Genomic DNA, 15,474 nt, shown 5'->3' on the forward strand with positions numbered 1-15,474 from the left:
GTGGCCGACTACGGCTCCCTGGTGGAAGGCACCGATCCCCGCCTTTCGGTGGAGATTATCGACCCTGCCGGCGGTGCTGCGGGCACGACGGCGCTGCGTCCCGTCCTCCTGCTGCACGGCTTTGCCTCCAGTGCGCAGTTGAACTGGCACGACTCTGGATGGCTCACCGCGCTGACCGCCGCGGGACGGCGGGTCATTACCGTGGACCTGCCCGGCCACGGCGGCAGCGCAGCACCGGAGGACCTGGATTCCTACCGCCCCAGCCGCATCCGCGCGGACCTGCTGCAGATACTCCAGGACGCCGGAGTGTTTCCGCTGGCAGACGACGACCCGGCCAGCGGTCTGGACGTGGTGGGCTACTCCCTGGGTTCCCGCCTCGCCTGGGAATTCGGGGCGACCCAGCCCGAACTCGTGCACCGCATGGTGCTCGGAGGGCCGGGAAGCGGCGACCCGCTGGCGGACTTCGACCTCGATGCCGCCAGCGAAGCAGCCGCGGGCGGGGCACCGGTGGCGGATCCCCGCACCGCCGAACTGCTGCGCATGGCCCAGCTGGTTCCGCAGAATCGCCTGGCCGCCCTGTTCCGGATGATCGAAGCCATCAAGGAGGAACCCTTCTCCCCCGCAGCGGCGGTTCCTTCCATGCCGCTGCTCCTGGTCGCCGGGGAACGCGACGACCTCGCCGCGACGGCGCCCAAGCTGGCTGCCCTGAGCGGACAGGCCGAACTGGTATCGCTTCCCGCCCGCACCCACACGAACGCCATAACCTCCCGGGCGTTCAAAAACGCTGCAGTGGAATTCCTGGCCGGCGAATAACAGCTTGGTTACGGCGGCTCGTTATTCCGCCAACATTTCCGGGTGCACGCTAAGATGAAAAGGCTAGTGGACTCGCCTGACATTAATCAGCCTACTGATTAATGTTCCGCGTGATTCCCTGCTTTCATCTTTGACCCTCAAGGGAGGACACCCGTGGATGTACTCCTGGGGCACCGTTACCGCACCACCGAACTCATCGGGTCCGGCGGTGCTGCTGCTGTCTACCGCGGGGTCGACGAAAACCTTGGCCGGGAAGTAGCCGTCAAGCTTTTCAACGCCGGGTTCCGCGAGGATGACGAAACCCGCCGCCAGCAGATCGAGATGCAGCTGCTGGCAACCCTGAACCACCCCGGATTGGTCACCCTGCTGGACGCCGGCGTCCACGTTGACGACGAGGGCCGAAGCTCCAGCTTCCTCGTGATGGAGCTGGTGGACGGACCGGACCTGCGCGGCACACTCAAGGAAGGCCCCCTCTCCTCCTCTGCAACGGCGGCGCTGGGCGCCGATCTGGCCGACGCGCTGAACTACGTGCACAGCAACGGAGTGATCCACCGCGACGTAAAGCCTGCAAACATCCTGCTTTTCCCCCAGGAAGACATGGACACCCGCCTGTACCCGCGGCTCACCGACTTCGGGATAGCCAGGATGGTCGAAGCCACCGTTGCCACCGCCAACGGCGCAACCATCGGTACAGCGAACTACCTGAGCCCGGAACAGGCACAGGGGGCTGCCGTGGATCCGCGGACCGACGTCTACTCACTGGGCCTGGTGCTGCTGGAATGCCTTACCGGGGAAAAGGCATTCCCCGGCCCGATTGTGGAAGCAGCCGTGGCACGCCTGCTCCGTGACCCCGAGATTCCCGAGTGGGTGGGACCGGAGTGGACCGGCATCCTTCGGGCCATGACATCCCGCCTCGTGGACGCACGCCCCGAGGCACACGAAGTGGCAGTGGCGCTTCGTTCCCTGGCTTCCGAAGCCATGGTGCTGGACGGACCTTCGTCTGTCCCTTCGCCGGACAGCTCCGTGTTCAGCGATCCGGACACCGGGGACTCCGCAACGGGCGGCGTTACCACGGGCAACATCTATATTCCGGCCCCGCCGCAGCACGCCCCCAGCCTGGGCTAGGCCGGGCTGGCCGGGAGAGACACAAAAACGGATCGGTCCCGAGGGACCGATCCGTTTTTATAAGTCAGAAGACTACTTGCCGTCGTCGTCGGCCGCTTCATCCTCTTCGGGCTCAAAGTTCGAGGCTTCTTCGGTGCTCGCGGCAGCGATACCGTCCTCGCTCTGGGGGATGGTGCCTTCGGGGCCGCCCTGCGAACCCGTCTTTGACTGATCCCCCTGGCCGGCTTCCTTTTCGGTATTTCCCATGGTGTTTCTCCTTTGTGGTGCTCGCTGGCCTACTTATTCGATACTAGGCCAACTGTGGCCCGGCCAACACCTGCCGAGGGGTTCGGCAGCCGGGCCTGTTCAGGCTGCAGAACGTTTGCGGGCTGCGCGGACAGCGACCAGGCTGAGCAGCAGCAGGGCTGCCGCTGAAGCGGTCGGAACGATGAAGGCGTGGCTGTGGCCGAAGGAATCCGCCAGTCCGCCAGCCACGGAGGAGCCCAGCGCCTGGCCGGTGACGACGCCGCTGGCCAGCAGGGTCATGACGGTACCCATCAGTTCGCGCGGGGCCACGATGGCGCCGATGCCGAAAATGCTGACCATGGTCGGCCCCACGGGGAGACCCAGAATCAGCAGCACAACAACCATGGTGCCGATGCTCGAGGGCAGGAACAGGAGCAGGGTGAACGCCAGCATCGCCGCGGCGCACAGGACCCAGCGGCCTGCGGTGCCGAAGCGCTCAGGCCAGAAGGCCACGGACAGGGCAGCAACGGCGGAACTCAAAGCCATGGCCGCGTAGATCAGGCCCGCGGAAGTGGCCATGCCGAAGCTGCCGGCAAACGCCGTGAGGCTGGTCTGGGTGGAACCGAAGAACGACCCCATCGCGACCATGCCGAGTACCGGAACCATGATGAGCAGCCACTGCGGACGTTCGCGCGGGGCCGGCGCTTCCGGATCCGGCACGCCTTCCGCCTGCGCTGCTCCCTTGCGGGCGATCTTCGGGCGGCGCGAGGTGGGGACGACGTGTTCCACGGTGTGGTGCACAGCAAAGGAGGTCACCATGGTGGCCGTCAGCACTGCCGCCAGCACAAGCGGCAGCCAGGGGGCGACGGCGGCGGCGAGCAGGCCCACGAGGGCCGGGCCGAGCACGAAGGTCAGTTCGTCCGCGGTTCCTTCGTAGGCGAGGGCGGTGTCCATCTCGCGGCCCTGCGGACGGCGGGCGGTCATGGCCATCCAGCGGACGCGTGCCATGGGCCCGACCTGGGGGCAGGAAGCACCCATAAACAATCCGGCTGCCAGCATCCAGAACGGCGCGTCGGCCGGATCCAGGAGCGCGGCCGACAGGAGGAACAAGCCGATAGCCACGGGGTTCAGGACGGCGGTGCCCAGGAGGACGGGACGCTGTCCGATCCGGTCCGCCAGGTACCCCAGCAGCGGGGCACCCACCGCGGACCCGACGCCGACGGCGCCCGCGGCGAGGCCGCCGAGTGCGTAGGAACCGGAGACCTCGGTAATGAGGGTAAGTGCCCCGACAGTGAGCATGGCCAGGGGCAACCGTGCGAGGAAGGCGATGGGGAAGAACGATGTGCCGGCCAGGGCGAAGATGGCCTGGTAACGGCCGCCTGTGGACGGCGTCTTCGCCGGGTCCGCAGGGGGTGAGTCAGTGCTTGGTGTCTGAGTCGGGGTGGAGGTGTCTTGGGTCATGGTGCGGTATCCAGATACGTCGAACCGCGCACCGTCCCCCCTCCCGGTGCGCACAACCCTTGTAACCCGTCGATTTTACCCATCCCCTGCCGCTGGACCTAACCGGGAACGCCGGCGCTGTATCGGACCGAGGAACCGTTGCGGCCCTTGAGGATCTGGAGCTGCGCCGGGATCCGTTGTTTCATTTCCGCCACGTGGCTGACGAGCCCGACCACGCGACCGCCGTCCCGCAGCCCTTCCAGCGCGTCCATGACCTGTTCCAGGGACTGCTCGTCGAGGCTGCCGAACCCTTCATCCACGAACAGGGTTTCAATGTTCACCCCTCCCGCTTCCTGCTGCACCACGTCAGCCAGCCCCAGGGCCAGGGCCAGGGAGGCCATGAAGCTCTCACCGCCGGAGAGGGTGGAAGTATCCCGGTGCTGTCCGGTCCACTCGTCGGTGACGTGCAGGCCCAGGCCGGCCTTACGGTTGCCGGACTTGGAATCGTTGTGTACCAGCGCGTACCGGCCTCCGGTCATGGCCGCCAGCCGTTCCGTGGCGGCCGCTGCGACCTGCTCCAACCGGGCTGCCAGGACGTAGGTACTCAACGTCATCTTGTATTGGTTTTCGCCACCGCCCCGGGCAGTGTCTGCCACCGATTGCAGCAGGTCCCGCCGGGCGCGAAGGGGTGCGGTGCGCTTAAGCGCCGCCTCCAGCTCGGCAGAGTACTCGGCGAGCCGCACGGCCGAGCCTTCCAGCAGGCGGACGAGCAGGGCGGCCTCTTCCTGTTCCTTCCGTGCAGCCGCGGCCGCGTCTGCCGCCTCCGCCACGTCTTCCTCGTCCGGCACGGCCAGCGGCTCCCCCGCGGCGTCGTCCGGGCCGGCCGCTGCCTGGGCTTCCCGCCGCAGCAGCAGCCTGCGGCCCTGCTCTTCCCAGTCCGACACAGCCAGTGCATAGGCGTCTGCGGTGGCGGCGTCCAGCAATGCAGCCGTAACCTCGGCCGCCGAGGCAAAGGGTGTTCCGGCCAAGGCAGCGTCCAGTTCAGCGCTGACCCGGTCCAGCTCCTCTTCGGCCGCGGCGACCGCGCCTGCTGCCTCGCGCGCGGCGGCGGCGAGCTTCGCGAACAAAATCAGGGACTGGACCCGTTCACTGATGCTCGGGAAGCCCTGGAGCGCCTCCCGTAGGCGCTCCGACAGTTCCGCCGCCTGTTCGCGGGCGGCCGCGGCACGGGAATCCGCCTGTGCAGCGGAAATGAGTGCCTCGGAACGGGTAGTCTCGGCGGCCGTCAGTTCAGCAGCGATTGCGGTGAGCCGGCGGTCTGCTTCAGCCAGCGCCCGGACGGCCCCGCGGGCATTTTCCAACTCTGCGCGGGCCGCATCGAGCTGGTCCTGTGCGGAGGCGGCATCCCCTGCACCGCCGCGGGCACGAAGGGCTGCGGCCTCCTCGGCAGCGGTACCGGCCAAACGCCGGGCTTCTTCGTAAGCCGCTTCGGCCTTGCCCGCGCGTGCCTTGGCTGCCTGTTCGGCTTCGCGGGTGACCGGAGCCTCGCCGTCCGGCAGCTCCGCCGGACGCGGGTGCTCGAGTCCCCCGCACACCGGGCACGGCAAGCCGTCTGCAAGTTCCTGTGCCAGCTCCGCAGCTGCCTGATCCAGGCGTGCCTGCAGCAGATCCTGCCACCGCTGCCGCAGATCCTGATACTCCTGGCGGGCGTCGGCAGCCGCCTTCTCCGTCACCGCTGCACGCTCGTTTGCCGCGGCATAACTGCTGATGGTCGCGACCAGCTCTTCGGCGGAGGCCAGGGCGGCTTCGGCCCGCGCTTCGCCTTCCGCCAGCCGTCCCAGCGCCGCGGCTTCGCCGGCCAGCTCCGCCTCTTCCGCCCGCAGGGAGTCCAGCGATGCGTCGGCGTCGACGGCCTGCACCCGGAATGCTTCGGCAGCGTCCGCCTCCGCTCCGGCGCGGGCGAGCAGGGCTTCGGTACGTTCTTCGTCTTCTCTCGCAGCACGCGCAGCTGCGAGATCCGCGCTGACGCGCGCCTCCAAACCGTCCGGCAGCGGTGTCCCGGCGGCCGACGACACAGCGGCGGCCGACACACCGTAGGCAGGGGCCAGCACATGGTCGGCCAGCGCCTGCAGGGTCACTGCAGCTTCGGTGCGGCGGTTGTCCGCCCGCCCGGTGGCGGCTTCCTTAGCCCGTACGCTGCCTGCCAGCAGGGAAGCGGCAGCGTGGGTCGCAAGCGCGGCCCGCTGGGGCTCAATTTCCGCTTCGGACCCGGCATGTTCTGCTTCGTCCCGGATCAGCTGCTGCAGGGCCACGCCGCGGGCACGGCGGTGCTCGAATTCCTGCAGGTGCTTCTCAGCGCTTTCTCGCGCTGTCATCAGCTCCGCGAGTTCCTTGCGGGCAGCGGCGGTCCGGGAGTCGAGCTCCGCCTGGAACTGTTCGAGCTCCGTTTCCCCGCCCTCAGCGTCGACACCGTCATCCGGCCCGCTGCCGTCTGCCGTTTCGCCGCGGTAGCGCCGGATTTCGTCACGTGCACGACGCAGCACATGCTCGGACTGCTCCTGCGCCGTGTCAAAGCGGTCGGTGGCTTCGACAAGCTCGGCTTTGAGGCGACGTTCAATGTCTTCAAACCGGGAGGTGCCGAAGAGCTGCTGCAGCAGCTGCTCGCGCGAGGCCGCATCGGCGCGCAGGAAGGCCGCAAAATCCCCCTGGGGCAGCATCACCACGCGGGTGAACTGGTCCCGGTTCATCCCGAGCAGCTCGGTGATTTCGGCAGACGCTTCGTCGTTGCGGGATGACTTCTGGACCCAGGCGCCGTCAACGAACTCGCGCAGCAGCGTCTTGGCCTGCTCGGTGACCGTGCCTTTCCCGCCCGCACGCTTGGCCGGACGTTCCCACTGAGGGCTCCGGACAACTTCGAAACGACGGACCCCGGAACTGAACTCGCAGACCACTTCGGGTGCGGTGTCCTGGGCAGCGTGGTCGCTGCGCAACCGGCGTCCCTGCTGGCGGGCACCGGGGACGGTGCCGTACAGGCCGAAGCAGATGGCGTCCAGCACGCTGGTCTTCCCCGCCCCCGTAGGGCCGTTCAAAAGGAAGAGCCCGTGGGCTCCCAGCTCATCGAAGTCGATAACCTGCCGGTCTGCGAACGGACCGAAGGCCTGCATTTCCAAGCGGTGGATTCTCACTGTGCGGCCTCTGCTTCGCGGACCTTGTTCAGGATTTCGATGAAGAGGTCCTTTTCCTCATCCGCTGCACTGCGCGAGCGGACGTGCTCAAGGAAGCCGCAGCAGATGTCGAGATCGTCGGTGGCCTTTGCCAGCCGCTGGCTGTATGTCTGGGCCGGTCCCCGGGCGCCGCCCTCCGGGTCAAAAGCCAGTACCAGGGTGTCTGGGAACCGGGTGCGGAGCAGTTCCATGGCCTTGGCCGGCCGCTGGCTGTCGGTCAGCGTGACCTGGCAGTAGGCTTCCTCGGCCCCGGCAAGGTCCGGGTCCGCGAGCAGGTCCTCGAGCTTGCCGCGCAGCACCGCCAGCCGGCGCCGGGCCGGCCAGGTGACCGGCTCCACGGAAGCGAGGCCGCCGCCGTCGAACTCCAACAGCCAACCGCCCTTGGCCTGCCGCGCCTCGGAGAAGGAATACGGGAGCGGTGAGCCGCTGTAACGGACCGTGGGGCTCAGCTGCTGGCGGCCGTGCAGGTGTCCCAAGGCTGTGTAGGAGAACTCTTCGAAGAGGTCCAGGGGGACGGCCCCAAGACCGCCCACTGCCAGGTCGCGTTCGCTGTCGCTGCTGATGCCGCCGCTGGCGAATGTATGGGCCAGCACTACGGATGCGACGGGTGACCCGGCCTGTTCGCGGGCAAGGATGTCCTCCCGGATCCGCTGTACGGCCGCCGCGGTGACGGAGAAGTGGTTCGGGAGCTCAACTCCGAGCTCCCCGGCGGCGAGGCGGGGCTCGAGGTACGGAATGCCGTAGACGGCCACCGGCCTGCCCTCGGCGGGCAGGATCACGGGGCGGGCAATGTCCTCATACCGCGTGCGCAGGTGCACGCCGGCCCGCTCGAAAAGTGCGCTGCCAAAACCCAGCCGGGCGGCGGAATCATGGTTGCCGCTGGACAGCACCACCACGGCGCCGGCCCCGGTGATGCGTTCCAGTGCCGAATCCAGCAGGCGTACGGTGTCCACCGCCGGAAGCGCGCGGTCATACACGTCCCCTGCGATCAGCACGGCATCCACCCGCTGTTCCCGGACAGTGTCCACCAGGGCGTCGATGAAGTCCGCCTGGGCGTCAAGCATCCCCACGCCGTGGAAGGAACGGCCCAGGTGCCAGTCTGAAGTGTGCAGTAAACGCATGTCTTAAAAACTACAGCCCGGCTCCGACAGTTAACGGATCGGGGGCAGCGGCGCGTGCCGCTGCCCCCGGGGGTCCTGCTGTTTAGTGCTTAAGCTCCTAGGCGCGGTTGCCCGGCGTGCCGTCCTCCGGACGGGTTGTGCCGGCGCCGCCTGCGGGCTTGTCAAAGAAGCCCCGGGCTTCCTCGTCCACTACCGGCGTCGTGCTGCCGGCATCGGATGCCGGCTTGGCCGGCTTGGTGACGGCAGGCTTGGCGGCAACGGGCTTCACGGTGTCGGTGTCGTCCGTATCCTCGTCCAGGGCGGCGGCAGCGTTGTTGCTGTGTGCGTCAATGGTCATGTCGACGCTGCGGAAGATGAGGCCGGCAATCACTGCACCGAGCAGCGGTGCAACCCAGAACAGCCACAGCTGCTCCAGTGCCCAGCCTTCGGAGAAGATGGCGACGGCGGTGGAACGTGCCGGGTTGATGCCGCCGTTGGTGACGGGAACAAGCACGGTCAGCAGGACCGCGTAGGTCACGCCGACGGCGAATGCGCCGGAAACGGCGACGGACCTGCGTGAGCCCGTGCCTGCCTTGCGGGACGCTGCGCCGAGGAAGACGGCGGTCAGCAGGGCCGCGCCGACGACCTCCATGAGCAGCGCGCTGGGAAGCGGGAAGAGGTTTGTCGAGTGCTCCTCGTAACCGTTGGCCGTGCCGGTCAGGAACTGGCGGGCCTGCTCACCGATCTGGTCGTGGCCGGTGATGACAACCCAGAGGATTGCAACACCGAGTACGGCGCCCACCAGCTGGGCCAGGATGTACGGCAGGACGAACTTCCACGCCGTGCGTCCGGCGACTGCGCTGCCGAGGGTGATCGCGGGGTTGAAGTGGCCGCCGGAAATGAAGCCGAAAGCCGCCATGGCACCGGCAAGGGCCAGGCCGAAGGCCAACGGTGAGCCAATGCCGCCGCCGGCGGTGTTGCCGAAGATGGCAATCCCGATGCCGACGAAGAGAAGCAGGAAGGAACCAATAGCCTCGGCTACCGCCCGTCCGACAAACCCGTAGTTGTAGCCACCGTTCGCAGGCGCTGCATCGCGGGCGGGCGCAACGGCCCGGGCTCCGCTGAGTGGTAAGGACTCAGATGACATGGAAGAAGAATTCCTAACGTGTGGGTGGCGACGCCGGATTCACGGCCGCCGGTACAAGAACAGAAGTGGTACGGCGACATGTCCTGCCCCGAACGGTGCGGAAGCGGACATGCGCGAACCCACTACAAACTACCCCACCGTGTCAGCGCAGCCTGTGAACTTCCTGAATTGGCCCTGTACGCCGCCGGGACGCTGTGCTGCCTGGCCCCGGCCCGGGCAACGGACACAGGGTCCCACCCGGTGGTGCTGCGGCATGTCCGGATTCCCCGCAGTATGTCCGGATCCCCGCAGTATGTCCGGATCCCTGCACCGCGCGGCGCAGGAATTGTCACAAACCGCTGGGTTCGCGACAAACCGAAGGGCTTTTCCCGACCGAGGCGCTCTGCTGGTCCGCGCAGCTGCCGATGGGACCACACTGGGGCTCTTCCGCCCCACACGCTGGGACGCTGTGCTCCCTGGACCTGGGCTCGGCCCCAGCCCCGGTCCCGGTCCCAGGAACCGCAGCCCGACGGACCGCTTCGGACCCAGCGCCTATGCTGGAAGAGTGATCCCCGAACCCGATTCCGCCCCTGCTTTCCTCTCCTCCGCTGCCCTGTCGGCAAAGATCCGCGGCTGCCTGCTCGGCGGCGCACTGGGCGATGCAGGAGCCGCAGCCTCCGCGCCCGCCGGCGCGTCCGGCACCTCGATCACCGCGGACACGCAGCTGGCCCTGTATTCCCTCGACGGGCTGCTTGAGGCCATTGAATGGGCAAATCAGGGAGTCGGAGCGGACGAGACGGCGTGCGTCTGGCTGGCCTATCTCCGCTGGATGCGAGGCCGGGGCCTGCCGCTTCCCGAGAACGGCCCGTCACCGCTGCCCCGCCCCATCGATGCGGAGCCGCTGCTGCAGCCGGCCGGAACCGAGGGGGCCGCAGATCCCGACGTCCTGCAGGCGCTCTCCACCGGGGAAATGGGCACCCGGCAGCGCCCGCTCAACACCGAAGTCAACACTCCTGCCGCACTGGTGCGCTCGGCTCCGTTCGGGCTGCTCCCCTACGTCCAGACCGAAACGGTCTACAAGCTGGCCCTTGACGCTGCCTCGCTGACGCACGGCCATCCTTCGGCAAGGCACAGCGCTGCAGTCTTCGCTTCGATGGTCCACGGCCTGCTGGCACCGGGAGCAACGCTCCGCAGCGCGGCAATAGAGGCGCTGGCGCAGGCCCGGACCAACGGAGTTCCGGAGCTCGCAGACCGGCTGCAGGCGGTACTGGACGACGACGGCGGCACGGGCGCAGCAGCGGCCGGCACCTCGGGCGGAACGCCCACGTCGGAAGAAGCCCTGGCGATCGGGCTGCACGAGGCACAGGCCGTGGAAGACGCAGTGGACGCCGCTGCGGGAGACGGGAACCTCAGTGCCGCAACTGCAGCTGCCATCCGGGACGCCGCAACGGCAGGCGGCACACCGGCCGCCGTCGTGACGGGAAGCCTGCTGGGGACCCGGTACGGCACCCTTCCGGAAACCGACCTTGAGACGCTGCGGGAACGCGGCGTCATTGAGAAACTGGCCTCGGGGTTCGTTGCGGCCACGGTCGCACCCTAGGAGAGCCCGGTCCCCTACTGCGATGCCCGCGGCCAAGTGCCGCCGAGGGTCTGCAGGAATTCGGCTTCCGACAGGACTTCGATGCGCTGGCCGCGCTCGTGCAGGTCCAGCACCCGCCGTGCCTTGCCGGTCAGGCGGCCGCTGCGCAGGTCCCCGGGCTCGAACCCGTCCCCGACTACCAGCACACTGGTGGCGCGGGTGACGTTGCTGGCCGTGCGGGCGCCGACCTCCGCGGCCCGGTCCTTGGCAGTCTGCCGGGCCATGCCCAGGTTGCCGGTGAACACAACAGTCTGGCCGAACAGCGGATGCGCCGGGTCCGCCAGCGGATTAGGCGGCGGATTCTCGCCTTCCGAAGGCCAGCCCTGCCACACGCCCGCTGCCGCAGCCGGAGTACCGGTACCCCGGGCCAGGGCGTCCCGCGTCGCCTTGGACAGCGGATGCTGCCCCGGCACGTAGGCCGGCAGGTGGGACGCAGGCCGGCCGTCACGCAGGAAAAACTCCGGCATGGACTGTGCGCCGCTGCGCCGGGCAATATCCACCATGATCCCGGCGCAGGCGCGTGCGTCCTCGGTGGCGTCGTGGTGGTTCAGCAGGGGCACCCCGGCCGCTTCCGCAGCGAAAGGCAGCGAATGCGAAGGCAGCTGGTAGGTACGCCGCGAATGGACCACTGTGCAGGTGTAGTCATACGCCGGTCCGGCCAGCTCGGAAACCTCGAGCGCGGAACGGATAACGCCCAGGTCAAAGGCGGCATTGTGCGCCACGAGCAGGTCATCGCCGATGAAGGCGCCGATCTCCGGAAAGAGTTCACCGAACCGCGGAGCCCCCGCCACCATCTCCGGTTCAATGCCGTGGATCCGCACGTTGCGCGGGTCAAAGTAGTCGTGCCCCTCCGGAGGCCGCATCAGCCAGGACGCTTCCTCGACAACATGTCCCCCGCGGACCCGGACGAGCCCCACGGAACACGGTGAGCCGCGGAAACCGTTGGCTGTTTCAAAATCTATTGCGGTAAAACTGAGCCCAGCCTCAGGCATTGCCGCGGGCCGCCTGCTTCCGCCTCGAGCTGCGCACCTTGGAGACCACGAACCATACAGCCGCAGCAATCACCGCCACGATGACGATCTTCTGGAAAACGCCGGCGTACTGTTCGACGATGTGCCAGCTTTCGCCCAGGTAGTAACCGGCCGCGATGAAGATTGCGTTCCAGATCAGGCTGCCCGCAGTGGTCAGTGCCGTGAAGGTCAGCAGATGCATCCGTTCGATGCCGGCAGGAATCGAAATAAGGCTGCGGAACAGCGGAATCATCCGACCGAAGAACACCGCCTTGTTCCCGTGCCGCCCGAACCAGGCCTCCACTTTGTCCACGTCCTCCAGGTCCACCAGCGGCACCTTCGCGACCAGCCGACGCATCCGGTCCCGGCCCAGCCAGGCGCCGAGGCCGTAGAGTGCCAGGGCGCCGACGACGGAGCCCAGCGTGGTCCAGAAAAGCGCGGCGGCAATGGAGAAGTTGCCCTGGCTGGCGGTGAAGCCGGCCAGCGGCAGGATGATTTCGCTCGGCAGCGGGGGGAAAAGGTTTTCCAGGGCAATGGCCAGCCCCGCGCCGGGAGCGCCGATGCTTTCCATCATGCCGACCGCCCAGTCCGCCACACCTCCAAGGGCTGAGGGGTCGCCTGAGGCTTCGGCGGGGACGGAGGTGGCTGGGGTAACGGCTTGTGTAATAGTCATCTCGCGCTCAATTCTGCCCTAGGCCCCCTGACAGGGAAGAATCCGGGTTGCATTCCCGGGCGTGTTTGGGACACATCACACACCCCGGCAGCAGGTCAGGAGATTCCTGCGGCCCCGTCATCCAAGGCGGCAATCAGGGCAGGCAGCAGGGCGCGGAAGGCCTGGCCGCGGTGGCTGATGGCGTTCTTTTCCGCACTGCTCAGTTCGGCGCAGGTGCGGTCCAGTCCGGCCGGCTGCAGGATCGGATCGTAGCCGAACCCGCCCGCTCCCCGCGGCGCTTCCTGCAGTGTTCCGCGCAGCTCGCCGCGTTCCACGGTCCCGCCGCCGTCGGGCAGGGCCAGGGCGGCAGCGCAGACGAACGCCGCCCCGCGGTGTTCGGCGGAAATGTCACCCAGCTGGGCCAGCAGAAGTTCGAGGTTCGCGGCGTCGTCGCCGTGCCGGCCGGCCCAGCGTGCCGAAAAAATCCCGGGCGCTCCGCCCAGGACGTCGACGGCCAGCCCGGAATCGTCCGCAACGGCGGGCAAACCGGTGGCTGCGGCTACCGCATGGGCCTTGAGCAGGGCGTTCTGTTCAAAGGTCACACCGGTTTCAGGGACATCGGGGACACCGGCCGCGGCGGCGTCGATCACCTGCGTGTCGACGTCGAGGCCGGGCACCTGCCCGCGGAGCAGTTCCCGCAGCTCGCGCAGCTTGCCCGGGTTGCGGGTGGCCAGGACCAGACGCGCTGTTGGCTGCGGCATTTAGGCCAGGCCCAGGGTCTGCCGCTGGATGACGGCCAGTTCTGCGGTACCCGCCAGGGCCAGGTCGAGGAGGGCGTCCAGCTCGGCGCGGTCGAACGGAGCGCCTTCCGCGGTGCCCTGCACCTCGACGAACTTGCCTGAACCGGTGACCACCACGTTCATGTCGGTTTCGGCCCGGACATCTTCGACGTACGGCAGGTCCAGCATCGGGACGCCGTCGATGATGCCCACGCTGATGGCCGCCACGGTGTCCAGCAGCGGGTTGGCGTTGCGGGCAATGAGCTTGTTTTCCTTGGCCCAGGCCACGGCGTCGGCGAGGGCCACATAGGCGCCCGTGATGGCGGCGGTGCGGGTGCCGCCGTCGGCCTGCAGGACGTCGCAGTCCAGGACAATCGTGTTCTCACCGAGGGCCTTGGTGTCGATGATGGACCGCAGCGAGCGGCCGATCAGCCGGGAGATCTCGTGCGTGCGCCCGCCCAGCTTGCCCTTGACCGACTCGCGGTCGTTGCGGGTGTTGGTGGCCCGCGGGAGCATGGCGTATTCGGCAGTGACCCAGCCCTTGCCCTCGCCCTTGAGCCAGCGCGGCACACCGGGGGTCAGTGAAGCGGTGCACAGCACCCGGGTATTGCCGAACTCGATCAGTGCCGAACCTTCGGCCTGCTTCGACCAGCCGCGGGTAATGGTGATGCTCCGCAGCTGGTCGGGGGTACGGCCGTCGGAGCGGACGGCTGCAGAGGGTGAAGTGGAAACAGGGCTGTTTGCGGCGGTTGTCATGGGCCCAGTCTATCGGCCGGACGGTTCGCGCCCGGCGGGCCGGCCCGGCGATAATGCGCTTCCACCCTTCCCTGTCCGCTGCACTGCTCCTAGGGTGGCGCGGTACCACCTGACCCAGAACCCCCTGCAATGACGCAGAAAGGATCGGCACGCACATGCGCAGACTTTCATCTTTGGGGGTTGCCGTTTCGCTGGCCCTGGCAACAGCCCCGGCAACGGCAACAGCCGCGGAACCTGACGTCACGGAGCTCGGCGGGACACTTCCCGGCGGAGCCACGTGGGCAGCACAATTGCCGCAGGACTGGAACGGCAAGCTGGTGCTCTACAGCCACGGCTTCCGGCCCGGACCCGACAATCCGGCGGAGGACCCGGGCTTCGAATCCACCGCGCAGGCGCTGACCGCCCGGGGATTCGCGGTCGCATCCTCGTCCTATGCAGCCGCCGGCTGGGCACTTGGCACAGCGGTCGAGGACCAGCTGGGCACCTTGGCCGCCTTCTCGGCCGCTGCGGGCGAGCCGGACCGGACCATCGCCTTCGGCACCTCGATGGGCGGCCTGGTCAGCAGCCTCATCGCCGAAACCCCGGACAGCGGCGTGGACGGAGCGGTGAGCACCTGCGGGCTGCTAGGCGGCGGAATCAACCTGAACAATTACCAGTTGGACGGCATCCACGCGCTCGCCGAACTGCTCCTGCCCGGAACGGACCTGCAGTTGACGGGATTCCGCACCGCCGAGGAAGCAGGCGTCACCATCACTGCCCTCATGGGTGCGGTACAGCAGGCACAGGCGACGGCGGAGGGCCGGGCCCGGCTGGCATTGGCCGCGGCCCTGATGAACACACCAACCTGGTTCAGCGGGGACATGGAACCGGACCGGACGGACTTCGCCGCACAGCAGGAGGCGCAGTACAACTGGCTGCTGCAGACGATCCCGTTTGTGGTCGGCTCGCGGGCCTCGATTGTCAACGCCGCAGACGGTGACAGCGGCTGGAACCAAGGGGTGGATTACCGTTCCCTGCTGCGGGACTCGGCGCAGCGGCAGCAGGTCAAGGCGCTGTACCGCAGTGCCGGCCTGGATCTGCGCGAGGACCTGCATACCCTCACCTCCACCGCGGACATTGCACCGGATCCGGAAGCCCTGGACTGGATGGACCGCACCTCGACCCCGCACGGGGACCTCCTGATGCCGGTGCTGACCATGCATACCCTGGCCGACATCCTGGCGCCGGTGGAGTACATGGAGGAGTACGCGGAGACGGTTCGGGACGCCGGGGCCGGTGCGCTGCTGCGCCAGTCCTACGTCGAACGGACCGGGCACTGCACCTTCACCGATGCGGAGCGGGTCGGCGCCGTGCTGGCCATGGACGAACGCCTTGACGCCGGGCGCTGGGGGAACCTGGCCGAGCCCCGGCAGCTTGACCGGGCAGCCGAATCACTGGGACTGGGCGAAGCGGACTTCATCAGGTACCGTCCCGAAGAATTCGTCAACGACCGGAACTACCCGCAGGATCCGGGCCACGGCCACGGCCACGGACACGGACCGGGCCACGGCCCCGGGAAGGGCCGCTGACGGCGGGCCTATCCCGC

At 68.0% G+C, this 15,474-nt stretch carries 13 protein-coding genes; 4 read left to right on the plus strand and 9 right to left on the minus strand.

What is annotated here, in order from left to right; translation table 11 throughout:
• Entirely contained in the window at positions 1-813 is an 813-nt protein-coding gene (locus LOC56_RS00230) for an alpha/beta fold hydrolase (RefSeq protein ID WP_229949439.1), read from the plus strand.
• A 153-nt stretch (positions 814-966) separates the two neighbouring features.
• Positions 967-1,938, plus strand: a complete 972-nt coding sequence (locus LOC56_RS00235; protein WP_229949441.1) for a serine/threonine-protein kinase — start codon at positions 967-969, stop codon at positions 1,936-1,938.
• 72 nt (positions 1,939-2,010) lie between these two features.
• On the opposite strand, the gene LOC56_RS00240 is transcribed toward LOC56_RS00235, so the two are convergent.
• From LOC56_RS00240 to LOC56_RS00260, 5 genes are all read right to left on the minus strand, one after another.
• Positions 2,011-2,184, minus strand: coding sequence for a hypothetical protein (locus LOC56_RS00240; protein WP_229949443.1), 174 nt, complete (start codon positions 2,182-2,184; stop codon positions 2,011-2,013).
• Between the two features lie 99 nt (positions 2,185-2,283).
• A complete protein-coding gene (locus LOC56_RS00245) occupies positions 2,284-3,624 on the minus strand; it encodes an MFS transporter (protein ID WP_229949445.1) in 1,341 nt (446 codons plus the stop codon).
• 98 nt (positions 3,625-3,722) lie between these two features.
• Positions 3,723-6,788 carry an AAA family ATPase gene (locus tag LOC56_RS00250; RefSeq protein ID WP_229949446.1) on the minus strand — a complete coding sequence of 1,022 codons (3,066 nt, stop codon included), beginning with the start codon at positions 6,786-6,788 and terminating at the stop codon, positions 3,723-3,725.
• Positions 6,785-7,948, minus strand: a complete 1,164-nt coding sequence (locus LOC56_RS00255) for an exonuclease SbcCD subunit D (protein ID WP_229949448.1) — start codon at positions 7,946-7,948, stop codon at positions 6,785-6,787. The genes LOC56_RS00250 and LOC56_RS00255 overlap by 4 nt, the downstream gene beginning before the upstream one ends.
• Positions 7,949-8,045: 97 nt before the next feature.
• Positions 8,046-9,074: an aquaporin gene (locus LOC56_RS00260; protein WP_229949450.1), complete on the minus strand. Its 1,029-nt coding sequence runs from the start codon at positions 9,072-9,074 to the stop codon at positions 8,046-8,048.
• A gap of 544 nt (positions 9,075-9,618) precedes the next feature.
• On the opposite strand from LOC56_RS00260, the gene LOC56_RS00265 reads away from it, so the two are divergent.
• On the plus strand, positions 9,619-10,653 hold the full coding sequence (locus tag LOC56_RS00265; RefSeq protein WP_229949452.1) for an ADP-ribosylglycohydrolase family protein: 1,035 nt from the start codon (positions 9,619-9,621) through the stop codon (positions 10,651-10,653).
• A 14-nt stretch (positions 10,654-10,667) separates the two neighbouring features.
• Here the strand turns inward: LOC56_RS00265 and LOC56_RS00270 are convergent, their stop codons facing one another.
• The 4 genes from LOC56_RS00270 to rph all read right to left on the minus strand — a co-directional run bounded on the left by LOC56_RS00270 (position 10,668) and on the right by rph (position 13,889).
• Positions 10,668-11,684, minus strand: coding sequence for an exonuclease domain-containing protein (locus LOC56_RS00270; RefSeq protein WP_229949454.1), 1,017 nt, complete (start codon positions 11,682-11,684; stop codon positions 10,668-10,670).
• Complete coding sequence (locus tag LOC56_RS00275) at positions 11,677-12,375, minus strand: DedA family protein (protein ID WP_229949455.1); 699 nt, start codon at positions 12,373-12,375, stop codon at positions 11,677-11,679. The genes LOC56_RS00270 and LOC56_RS00275 overlap by 8 nt, the downstream gene beginning before the upstream one ends.
• 95 nt (positions 12,376-12,470) lie before the next feature.
• Complete coding sequence (rdgB, locus tag LOC56_RS00280; protein WP_229949456.1) at positions 12,471-13,115, minus strand: RdgB/HAM1 family non-canonical purine NTP pyrophosphatase; 645 nt, start codon at positions 13,113-13,115, stop codon at positions 12,471-12,473.
• Positions 13,116-13,889: a ribonuclease PH gene (rph, locus tag LOC56_RS00285; protein WP_229949457.1), complete on the minus strand. Its 774-nt coding sequence runs from the start codon at positions 13,887-13,889 to the stop codon at positions 13,116-13,118.
• A 155-nt stretch (positions 13,890-14,044) separates the two neighbouring features.
• Between rph and LOC56_RS00290 the strand changes: the two genes are divergently transcribed.
• Positions 14,045-15,457 (plus strand): alpha/beta hydrolase, encoded by a 1,413-nt coding sequence (locus LOC56_RS00290; RefSeq protein ID WP_229949458.1) that lies wholly within the window; start codon positions 14,045-14,047, stop codon positions 15,455-15,457.
• Positions 15,458-15,474 lie beyond the last annotated feature (17 nt).

Source organism: Arthrobacter sp. zg-Y179, from assembly GCF_020907345.1.
In the GTDB taxonomy this organism is placed as follows: Bacteria; Actinomycetota; Actinomycetes; order Actinomycetales; family Micrococcaceae; genus Arthrobacter_B; species Arthrobacter_B jinronghuae.

What these genes read in the sequence shown, in the direction of transcription:
- LOC56_RS00260 (WP_229949450.1), bottom strand. Translation starts at nt 9,074, where the DNA reads ATGTCATCTGAGTCCTTACCACTCAGCGGAGCCCGGGCCGTTGCGCCC.
- LOC56_RS00245 (WP_229949445.1), bottom strand. Translation starts at nt 3,624, where the DNA reads ATGACCCAAGACACCTCCACCCCGACTCAGACACCAAGCACTGACTCA.
- LOC56_RS00240 (WP_229949443.1), bottom strand. Translation starts at nt 2,184, where the DNA reads ATGGGAAATACCGAAAAGGAAGCCGGCCAGGGGGATCAGTCAAAGACG.
- LOC56_RS00275 (WP_229949455.1), bottom strand. Translation starts at nt 12,375, where the DNA reads ATGACTATTACACAAGCCGTTACCCCAGCCACCTCCGTCCCCGCCGAA.
- LOC56_RS00290 (WP_229949458.1), top strand. Translation starts at nt 14,045, where the DNA reads ATGCGCAGACTTTCATCTTTGGGGGTTGCCGTTTCGCTGGCCCTGGCA.
- rph (WP_229949457.1), bottom strand. Translation starts at nt 13,889, where the DNA reads ATGACAACCGCCGCAAACAGCCCTGTTTCCACTTCACCCTCTGCAGCC.
- LOC56_RS00270 (WP_229949454.1), bottom strand. Translation starts at nt 11,684, where the DNA reads ATGCCTGAGGCTGGGCTCAGTTTTACCGCAATAGATTTTGAAACAGCC.
- LOC56_RS00255 (WP_229949448.1), bottom strand. Translation starts at nt 7,948, where the DNA reads ATGCGTTTACTGCACACTTCAGACTGGCACCTGGGCCGTTCCTTCCAC.
- rdgB (WP_229949456.1), bottom strand. Translation starts at nt 13,115, where the DNA reads ATGCCGCAGCCAACAGCGCGTCTGGTCCTGGCCACCCGCAACCCGGGC.